The sequence below is a fragment of the Mangrovicoccus sp. HB161399 genome (genome assembly GCF_013184745.1).
Classification (GTDB): Bacteria; Pseudomonadota; Alphaproteobacteria; order Rhodobacterales; family Rhodobacteraceae; genus Mangrovicoccus.
In genome coordinates this window covers 1-8,742 of the sequence record NZ_JAATVU010000133.1, presented here as the reverse complement: position 1 = coordinate 8,742, position 8,742 = coordinate 1, and the positions used below count along the sequence as shown (strand labels likewise).

Annotated in this window: 8 protein-coding genes and 1 pseudogene; 2 read left to right on the top strand and 7 right to left on the bottom strand. The window is 52.1% G+C overall.

All coding sequences use genetic code 11. From position 1 onward, the window contains the following. Positions 1–35 precede the first annotated feature (35 nt). The 5 genes and pseudogenes from HCC78_RS30660 to HCC78_RS30640 all read right to left on the bottom strand — a co-directional run bounded on the left by HCC78_RS30660 (position 36) and on the right by HCC78_RS30640 (position 3,651). On the bottom strand, positions 36–1,133 hold the full coding sequence (locus tag HCC78_RS30660) for an ISAs1 family transposase (RefSeq protein ID WP_253949449.1): 1,098 nt from the start codon (positions 1,131–1,133) through the stop codon (positions 36–38). Between the two features lie 208 nt (positions 1,134–1,341). Further along, positions 1,342–1,500, bottom strand: a complete 159-nt coding sequence (locus HCC78_RS30655) for a hypothetical protein (protein WP_172332537.1) — start codon at positions 1,498–1,500, stop codon at positions 1,342–1,344. A 180-nt stretch (positions 1,501–1,680) separates the two neighbouring features. Further along, positions 1,681–1,887: pseudogene (locus tag HCC78_RS30650) on the bottom strand (transposase); the annotation flags it as partial. 266 nt (positions 1,888–2,153) lie between these two features. Next, positions 2,154–3,209, bottom strand: a complete 1,056-nt coding sequence (locus tag HCC78_RS30645) for a hypothetical protein (protein ID WP_172332536.1) — start codon at positions 3,207–3,209, stop codon at positions 2,154–2,156. Positions 3,210–3,459: 250 nt separating this feature from the next. Then, positions 3,460–3,651 (bottom strand): hypothetical protein, encoded by a 192-nt coding sequence (locus tag HCC78_RS30640; protein WP_253949448.1) that lies wholly within the window; start codon positions 3,649–3,651, stop codon positions 3,460–3,462. Between the two features lie 239 nt (positions 3,652–3,890). Here HCC78_RS30640 and HCC78_RS30635 point away from each other — a divergent pair, with 239 nt between their 5' ends. Further along, positions 3,891–4,931 (top strand): hypothetical protein, encoded by a 1,041-nt coding sequence (locus HCC78_RS30635; protein WP_172332535.1) that lies wholly within the window; start codon positions 3,891–3,893, stop codon positions 4,929–4,931. Positions 4,932–5,063: 132 nt separating this feature from the next. Here HCC78_RS30635 and HCC78_RS30630 read toward each other — a convergent pair whose 3' ends face one another. Continuing rightward, complete coding sequence (locus HCC78_RS30630) at positions 5,064–6,350, bottom strand: glycosyltransferase (protein WP_172332534.1); 1,287 nt, start codon at positions 6,348–6,350, stop codon at positions 5,064–5,066. A gap of 13 nt (positions 6,351–6,363) precedes the next feature. Then, positions 6,364–7,836, bottom strand: coding sequence for a glycosyltransferase family 2 protein (locus HCC78_RS30625; RefSeq protein WP_172332533.1), 1,473 nt, complete (start codon positions 7,834–7,836; stop codon positions 6,364–6,366). A gap of 663 nt (positions 7,837–8,499) precedes the next feature. Between HCC78_RS30625 and HCC78_RS30620 the strand changes: the two genes are divergently transcribed. Next, a complete protein-coding gene (locus HCC78_RS30620) occupies positions 8,500–8,670 on the top strand; it encodes an IS3 family transposase (RefSeq protein ID WP_172332532.1) in 171 nt (56 codons plus the stop codon). The last annotated feature ends 72 nt before the right edge of the window (positions 8,671–8,742 follow it).

Below are 8,742 nucleotides of genomic sequence, written 5' to 3'. Positions count from 1 at the left end.
CCAGGGAAGCAGTCGGCGGCGGTCCCATGGCCGCGTCAGGAGAGTGCGCAGCCTGAAAATAGACACCGGTGACAACAACCTTGAAAACCACCGCGGCGCAGGACTGCAATTGTCGCCGGTCCGTTGTCCTTGCGGTTGCGCGCCGCGTCCTCCCTGAACGAGACGTCGAGCTGCCAGTGCAGCGCGTTCTCGATCGCCCAGTGGGCGCGCACGGTGGCCAGCAGGACCTCGGGCGCGGGCAACCAGGACAGCGCGAAGATCCGGGTCTCAGAACTGGTCCTGCCGTCGGTCTCGCGCGTGGCCTCTATCTGGCCGAAGCCCTTGAGCCCCGAGAATTCATGGTGTTCTGCCAATCCCTTGGCCGGAACGACCATGGCCGTCCGCGTCTCCTTCCTGCCGTGACCGCTGTCTTCGGTGATCGCGACGGGGTGGCCCTCCCTGACCTTGTCCGGACACACCCTGGCGTCCGACAGCAGCGAGTCCTGGTTCGCCTTCAGCGCCAGGCACCAGTCGCCGCCGCCCGCGTTGATCGCCGCGACCGTGCGGCGGTTGCAGTGCAATGCATCGCCGGTGACGACCTTGCCCTTCAGCGCGACCAGCCCGAGGACCTCGAGCGCGGCGTCGAGTTCCGTGCCGTTGTCGGCCGCCCGGCTGGCCAGGGTCAGGCGCAGCCGCGCGGCATAGGCCGACACCATCATCCGCGTGCGCGCGCTTTCCGCCTTGCCCCGCGCGCCCCGCAACGCCTTTCCGTCGATGGCGATCACGTCCCCATCCCGCATCAGTGCGGCCACGTCGGCCAGCACCCTTCCGAAGGCCGTGTCGAGGGCCTTCGGGTCGAGCATGCGGAACACCGTCGAGAAGGTGTCATGCGACGGGATCGCATGCTTCAGGTTCAGGAAGTCCCTGAAAAGGCTTTCCTTTTCCCGGCCGAACGTCGCCATTCCGGCGCAGGTCGTTGCTCCGCACAGCACCGCGACGAAGGCGATGACGAGCAACTCGCCGAGGTCATGGCGCGCGTTGTCAGCCCGCGGATCGGGGATGTCATCGAAGGCGGAAAGGAAGATCTGCATGGTGGCGGCGCGGCTCCGGGGATTGAATCCGCACTCCAGAATCCATTCCGCCGTCCGCCGCAAGAGTCGCTGCTCAGGCCGTCAGAGCCAAATGCGATTCCCCTGCCTCTCGGGGCGATGCTCCAAGCCTTGGGGGAGCGACCGGAAAAATCGCTACCCACTTTCCAGTCAGTTACCGGAAGCGTAACGCCAAACGTGATGTTCCCAACCACAGAAGGTGGAGAGAAACGAAAATGCAAGCGGCGCTCAAAGAGTTCCGCCTGCTCTATATTTAGGACGCAGCCTCAGCAGCATCAATCTTCTCTTTCATAGCGGAGCGCTGTTCTTTAAGGATTTTGACTTCTTCCTTAAGTCGCTCCAAATCTTCCATCTTAATCCGCAGACGGGTGTTAATTTCGCGGAATTCTTTCCGATCTTCACTTGCAGCCATGTTCATGATCCTTTGTTATCATCTTCTCTGATTGGAGACGATGATTGATGAATATCGCCCCTCAAAAAATCCGTCAACCAACTTCTCTTCACGATCTACCCTCGAGCAAAATGCCACACATCAAACTCCACGGCTCAAGATTATATTGAGCCGCGCCGGACATTTGTCGCGCCCTGCGGGCGGCACGACCCGGCCATATTCCCCAAGGTGCCCGCGGAGCGCGTTGATCGTTTGGGTGCGCTGCCGGATCAGCGGCTCCCGGACTCGGAAGACGCTGGCCGCCCCCTGCGTTTCCTCGCTCTTCACCGGGACGAAGCGCATGGTCGGTCTCTGCGCAGCCTCGCAGATCGCCTCGGCATCAGCCGCATCGTTCTTTTGCCGCCTCAATACGCGTTCTTCATCCAAACCTCCTGATCCTTTCCGGATCACCGTCGCACAACTGCCGTCAGGACAGGGCTATCGCGTTTGGAATTCAGGAAGACCGGGCGGACAACACATGCAGAACGAAACACGCTCTCTCGTCATGCAAATCAGGTTGAAGGAGCGCTTTTTCCTTTCTGCATGACCTGTCAGTTCCAAATGCGATTGCCCAACCCATCATCATGGCCCAATTGAGCCAAACGCGATGGCCCTATGCTCCGCGATCGTGGAGGCTAGGCAATTTTCTCTCGTCTACTTTCTCGCAATTGTTGCTCGTAAACTCGCCATAAGAACAAACGGACTGTTTTGTCGGTAGCATTTGGGAAGTTGCCTGCAATCCCGATTTCGCGAAGAAGACGATCAATGCCAGAGAGATCTACGTCAGAAAGGTCTTTAATATAATTTTCAAGATCCCCTCTGGAAGCGCCGGAACTTGAGGGGCAATCCGAAAAATCCAACCCAAAGTTGTCACGAACATAGTCCTGCTCGGAAAAATCAACCAAACATTGTACCCATCTTTTATCAATCGATTTTGACGAACAAGAACTGGCGATGTCTCTGTTGAACACATTGCGAGCCCTAACTAGAATCGAGTCACCAGAACTCAACGGCATAGACCTATTGAAATTATGGAGAACTTTCACCGCATCAACGCCCATGCTTTCATTTGAGCTGGTTTTCTCTATGAGTGATCCTTCTAGCCCGAATTCATTTATGAAGTCCTGAACAACATCACCTCCAGGGAGCGCAGTTCTCGAAAATTCTTTAACTTTTAATGTTTGCACCCTCGGGTGCACCCTAAACGCCTCGAGACGAAGTTTGTACTGAGGGGAACACAGGCGAGGCAGGCTAGTCTTCCCGCCTTTAACTCTCTGTTGGAACGCTGACGCAGCGAAACCACTGGGAGAACGAACGTAGCAGACAACAGTGATCTTCTTCGCCATTGAGGAAAAGAAGTCTACAAGATAGCCCTTCTCGACGGCCGTTAACACACTTATGTCCTCGCCAGATATAATAAATCTACGACGATTCGTTTTAGAAAGTTGTTCCTTGAGAAGGCCCAAAAATTCCAATTTCATTGATTCAATATGGTTTGCATCGAAACCATGACGCCGCCAAACATGATAACTTTCTGGACTTTCAGAAAAAGCCGTATAAAGAGCCATGGAATGGTTTTGGTGACCTAAATCTGCATAAATGGTTTCGCCATCGTCGTATTTTGAAAGCGCATTTTGAATCGATGTCGTTCCGGTCTTGTGAGTTCCAATATGAAGCACGACTTCATCCATACCGATGCCCTGTTCGATTTTTAGAAATACGCCAAAAGACGTCTATATAAATTGATAAGTGGCGAGACTTGCCGACAACAAGGTGACACTTTGACATGAACCAGCGTCCGGGGAAGGGGGAACTGTGGTCATCAGCTGATTTTCGCAACAGCACGGCATTGTTGTAGAACTCAGCGGCTTCCGGAATTCACGGCGTGAATCCGGTGGGTTAAGAGCTTGCCATGAGCAAGCCAGGGCAATCGCGTTTGGCTCAAACGGCTGGCAGCCCTGTGAGAATGCCACGCAGGAAGGCTTCGTCCCGGCCCGCTCTCTGGAGCTTCATCGACAGCGATCCCTTGGATGTATCCCGCCAGACGACATCCAGCGTCCGGCGGCGGAGGGTGGCGATGGTCGTCGGGCCGTTGTCCTTGCGGTTGCGTGCCGTGTCCTCTCTGAACGACACGTCGAGCTGCCATTGCCCGCGCGCTCATCCGCTCCGGCATCCGCGGCCGATACAGGCAAGGGTCGACATGGCCGCCGCAATGGCTGCATAGTGAATATCGGACCAGTCCGGGATGCGGCGACAAGGTCAAGGCCATTGACACTCATGCGGCGAGTAGTCGCCGAAAAGAATGTTGCGCAACCTTATCAGAACTACGACGATCGCCACAACTATGTCCATTCAGAAACGGAAAATCACGCGTGGCTTCATATCCTACCCTAATAGTGCACATTGGTGCGGGTAAAACGGGTACTACTTCAATCCAATTTACTCTGAAGAAGGCCCGCGATAAGCTTCGCCTCGCGAAACTTGCGTATCTTGGATTGTCACTTGAACACGCCCCAGGCGCAACAGAATACTCTTGGTGTGTTCCAAAAATTCCGCAAGCTCTCTTCTTAGAACAAGCGTCCAATCGGAGCACCACAGATAAGGAAGTTGAGGCAGTTCTTTTAAAGGAGCTGGAGCGGCTAGGGTCGAGAGGCTTCAGGCAAGCAATTTGGAGTAATGAGGCTTTTTTTGTTAGGCCATCAAACATTATTCCTATCCTCCGAAAAGTAAGGGAGAGCGGAGTACAAGTCGTCCCGATTGTCTATGTTCGTCGCCATGACAGTTGGGCGCAAAGTGGTTATGTACAATTTGGAATAAAATACAAAAGTTATGACGGACACATTCGAAATTTTAAAGAGTGGCTGCAGGGTCAAGACATTTCCTACACCAAAAACCTAAAGATTTGGCTTGAAAACTTTCCAAATCTTGAAATATACAACTTCGATTCAATCGATAACGTTACCGAACATTTCCTATCTCGGATTGGAAGTCCCGATCTTGAAACAGTCAGAGCCAATGACAAACCTGGCCTTGCCTTGTTAGCCGCGTGGGCGGTGCATAATGCAAGTTTCCCTGGAAAGGTTATGCCTTCGGTTTTCCAAAAATTAGCCAAGAGGCTTGGCATCTTACAAAAAGATAACCAATTAGTACCCTCAATCGACCAACTACTACCAAATGAAGAGGATATTTTCGAAGTACAACGTTTATTCAAAGATGACCTTGGGGAGGTCAACAAGATGCTCGAGGACTGCGGGCAGCCACCGATGCATTTCGACACTCCAAGCGTAAAAAGGAAAACAATCTCAAGTTGGGATATTGACCAAATGATGCTGACAATGATTTTCTCTCTCCAGAGGCAAGTAATAAATCTGGAAGAAGAAATACAAAAGTTGCGCGACAAAAAATTGCCATAAGAGTGACATCGCGCCAAAATACTTCGAAAACCCTTTTGCGCAAGGGGCGGTTATAAATGTTGCGCAAGCCTCGAAGGAGAATGCCGCGGGAGAGGCCGCCGACCTAGTCGGCTCACCCCGCGATCATGGGGTCTAGATGCTTTCGATGGCTTTCCCTGTTTGTTCAGACGGTTGCCGAATGGCATTCACCACTTGCAGGTGCTGCTTCCAAGCCACCTCTAGTGTAATTTCATCCTTCATCTTATCCACGAGCCTCCGCCAAAGTTCAAAGTTTCCTATGCAGTTTTTCAAAATCGTTGCCAATTGAATATCGGAACCAGGCAAGAAAGAGAATCCATTCACGCCATCTTTGATCCGCTCGGTAAGACCTCCGGCCCGCGAGGCGATAACAGGGCGTTTAGCGTCCCAGGCCTCGGAAACCACTAGCCCAAAAGTCTCCGGCCAAACAGATGGAACGACCACCCAGTCGACTGTGGACATCAGATCAAAAACATTGTTCCTTGAATATGGCCCAACTTCCGTGATCTTAAGGTTTTCTGTATTTCCCGATAGGATGTCTTCAATACGACTCACATATTCTGGACTTGCATACTGCTTGTTTCCTCCAAAGATTTTAATCTCCACAGGAGTTTCTTCCGAAGCGAGCACAGCAGCCTTCAGAAGCACGTCGATCCCCTTGGCGTCAACAAACTGGCCAAAGAAACCAAACACATTGAGATTGTTGCTATGTGTTGCCTGCCAGCCCTTAGGTCGGTTCGGCTGATGTCCGTTGTGGACAACGGTTATTTTTTCGTCATCAATCCCCCAGTCAACAAACCGTTGCTTAAGGTACTCAGACGGAGAAATGAAATGATCGACAAAGCGGAACGCTCTTTGGAAGGTTCTGCGACGGAGATAAAAATCATCAGTCGAAATCTCAGGAAAGCACTTATTGCACTGATCTGGCGAGCTATCCATACAAATGCTGCTTTCATTGTACCGAAAAAGTTGACCTCGCGAATGGCAGATAGCCATGTACTCATGCAGCGTATAGATAATCTTGACATTTGGAAGAACTTTCCGAGCTAGCTCGATAAATTCAAGTCCGACCCAAAGAGAATGATGAAAATGAATAACATCAGGTTTCTGATCCAAAAGAAACCTTGTGAGCGCCTTATTGCGCCGTTTATCATAAACCACGTGGTAGAAGTCCTGAAACCTCTGCCCGGCCATGATGAATTCTTTCGGACTATCCGGCAAGCTGGTGATCGAGGCGCCAACTTTTCCATACTTCGGGAACATATTTCCATCGATGCAAGCAAGCATGATGGCATCGACACCAAGCGTCTTCGACGCGGCATCATGTAGATCCTTAGCAACATACTGCGCTCCACCACGCAAAACACGCGGGTGGTAAAGTGCAACGGTCAGGTACTTCATGTTAGAGGCCATATCAGATCAGAGTCAGATCAGTTTCTGCATCGACAACAAGCTCGTTATCGCAAAACCGTTGGGTATAGTGTGCACGATTAAGCCACATGAAAGTTCGTACGGCGGGTGGCATTTCCTTTCCAACACCCTCCATGTGAAGCCAGCGCGACGTGCTATCGAGCACTATCTCATGCCCTAGACTCAACAGTTGAAGGCAAAAGTCGGCATCTTCATAATACGCGAATATATAATCCTCGGGAAGGCCGCCAACCTTTTCAAACACAGACTTTCGAATTTTCCACAACGCTGCTGAAACAAGGATTTTTCGGCCATGCACAGCTTCAAGAACAGCAGAAGTGTCCAGATCATTTATGTGATGACTAAGACCTTTTCCGAAATGCTCCACTCTCAGAACCTCTTGTCGAAACCCCGACGCCGCATCAATTACCACATCAGATGTGGTGTACATTCCAGAATGCATAAGCAAACCGTCTCCGTAATAAAGGAGTGCACCATGAAGGGCGTCACCGGGATCTTTCTCGAAGAAATTCTTTGCGGTTGATCCGTCATCATCCTCGTGAGGGAAAATATCGGGATTCATAAAAATTAGAACGTCGCCTTTAGCCTTTGACGCACCAAAGTTGTTCCCTGCGGAGAATCCAGAATTTCCCGAACAGATCCAAACCGACAAGTCAATTGGATGGATCTGACAAAAAGCAGCCAATTCCTCTATGAGTTGATCAGCCCCTTGAAGATCGTTGCCGATGACAATGACTTCAGTATTTGTATCGACCAGTTCCTTTGCAAGTGCGGAAAGTTGAATCAGAAGCATATCTGCTCGACGGTAAATCGTGATAATAATGCTCTGCTTTACCTTTGGCATTTTCTGATGCTCGAACGCATTCAGGAATGTCATTTTATCCAGAACACGGCGCCAAACTCTCTCGAAGGCCGGATACAGGCCCTGCGCTTGAGGTAGCGTGGAGCCGATCGGCCGATCCGCCAAAACAGCACAAGCGCCAAGAGCTTCGTTCAAAAATCTGCTTGCCGACTTCATGCGCAAGGAGTTTTCTTGATACACTAGGTAGCCCCCCACATACACTCTAAGCTTGGAGTGAGGGACAACACTTTCCGTTTTCGCAACGCAAATAAAACCCGAAGGGCATTCAGTATCCCCAATTACTTGCGCCACATCTGGCCGATGATACCAGTGGAAATCGGGCTCAAGTTCATGCCGCATATACCCAATGTCGACTGACACTCGAAAGCTATCAATCACACGTCGATCAGCCCAGCCAGCGAGGTATATGTCGCCCTGATCTGACAGCATGACCGCCTCAAGGCGCATGAAGTCGCTGAACTGCATGCCCCGCATCTCGCTTCTTCCATGCCGCTCGAAGTGAGCACGGAGATTGTCTGGGTTATCCCGACCAAAATGTTCCGCCACATCCGGGTTCTCATCAGCATAAAGAAAATGCTGGAAGGTACTGTTCATTTGCAGGACACTTTCGGTAAGATACGGAAAACCCCACATTTGGGGTGTGACGCCTTGACGAGCTTGCCTCGCTTTTTAGCGCTGCCAAACGCTGAAAAGCCAAGAAAAGACCAGATAAGGTCACGGGGGAGAGGCTCTAACATCACCTAGCTTTCAAACGCAGAGAACTAGTCACGGCGATATTGCTCGCTGGCTCGCATATTGCAACCGCACCAACTCCCTGCTTCTACCATTCAACATTCAAAAGGAACCGCGCAAAATCGACGCAGTTAGTAAGCAGAGATGAACGGCGCTGTTGGATCAATCAGCTGGCGACCGCAGTCCCCCTTTTCCCGGACACAATTCTGCGGAGGAATTTCAAGGCCATGGATCCCGACCGGATCTGGCAGACTGACATCAGCTAGGTGCCCCACGGTCGAGAGCTGGCTCTACTTGGCGGCGGTCAAGGACATGGCCACCTTGGCGATCGTCGGCCGGTCGATATCTGACCGGCTTAGGAGCAGCCTCGCGGTGAACGCGCTACGGAACCGCCGCCCGGCCCGGGCCTCATCTGTCATTCCGATAGCGATGGTGTTCTGGCCGGGACATTCGGGCGTCTTCTCGATGCCTGGAAGGCCGAAGCCTCAATGAGCCGGAAGTGAGATTGCCTGTGATAATGCCCCAATGGAGAGCTTCTTCGGCTCGCTGAAGAACGAGCTGGTCCGCCGCACCAGGTTCCGGACGCGCCAGAAGGCGAAGGCCGCGCTGTTCGAGTGCATCGCCATCTTCTACAATCGGCTCCGCCGCCACTCGAGCATCGGAGAGCTATGGCTCAATTTGGGTGACGCGGCTTGATCAGGCGGCGCGGCTTTCATCGGCGTCAGCCAAGGCGACACCGTCGGTGAATTTGACACCTTCGATCACGCG

Excerpts from the sequence above, each read along its gene's own strand:
- HCC78_RS30655 (WP_172332537.1), bottom strand. The coding sequence starts at position 1,500 with ATGGCTGCAAGTGAAGATCGGAAAGAATTCCGCGAAATTAACACCCGT.
- HCC78_RS30645 (WP_172332536.1), bottom strand. The coding sequence starts at position 3,209 with ATGGATGAAGTCGTGCTTCATATTGGAACTCACAAGACCGGAACGACA.
- HCC78_RS30630 (WP_172332534.1), bottom strand. The coding sequence starts at position 6,350 with ATGAAGTACCTGACCGTTGCACTTTACCACCCGCGTGTTTTGCGTGGT.
- HCC78_RS30625 (WP_172332533.1), bottom strand. The coding sequence starts at position 7,836 with ATGAACAGTACCTTCCAGCATTTTCTTTATGCTGATGAGAACCCGGAT.
- HCC78_RS30620 (WP_172332532.1), top strand. The coding sequence starts at position 8,500 with ATGGAGAGCTTCTTCGGCTCGCTGAAGAACGAGCTGGTCCGCCGCACC.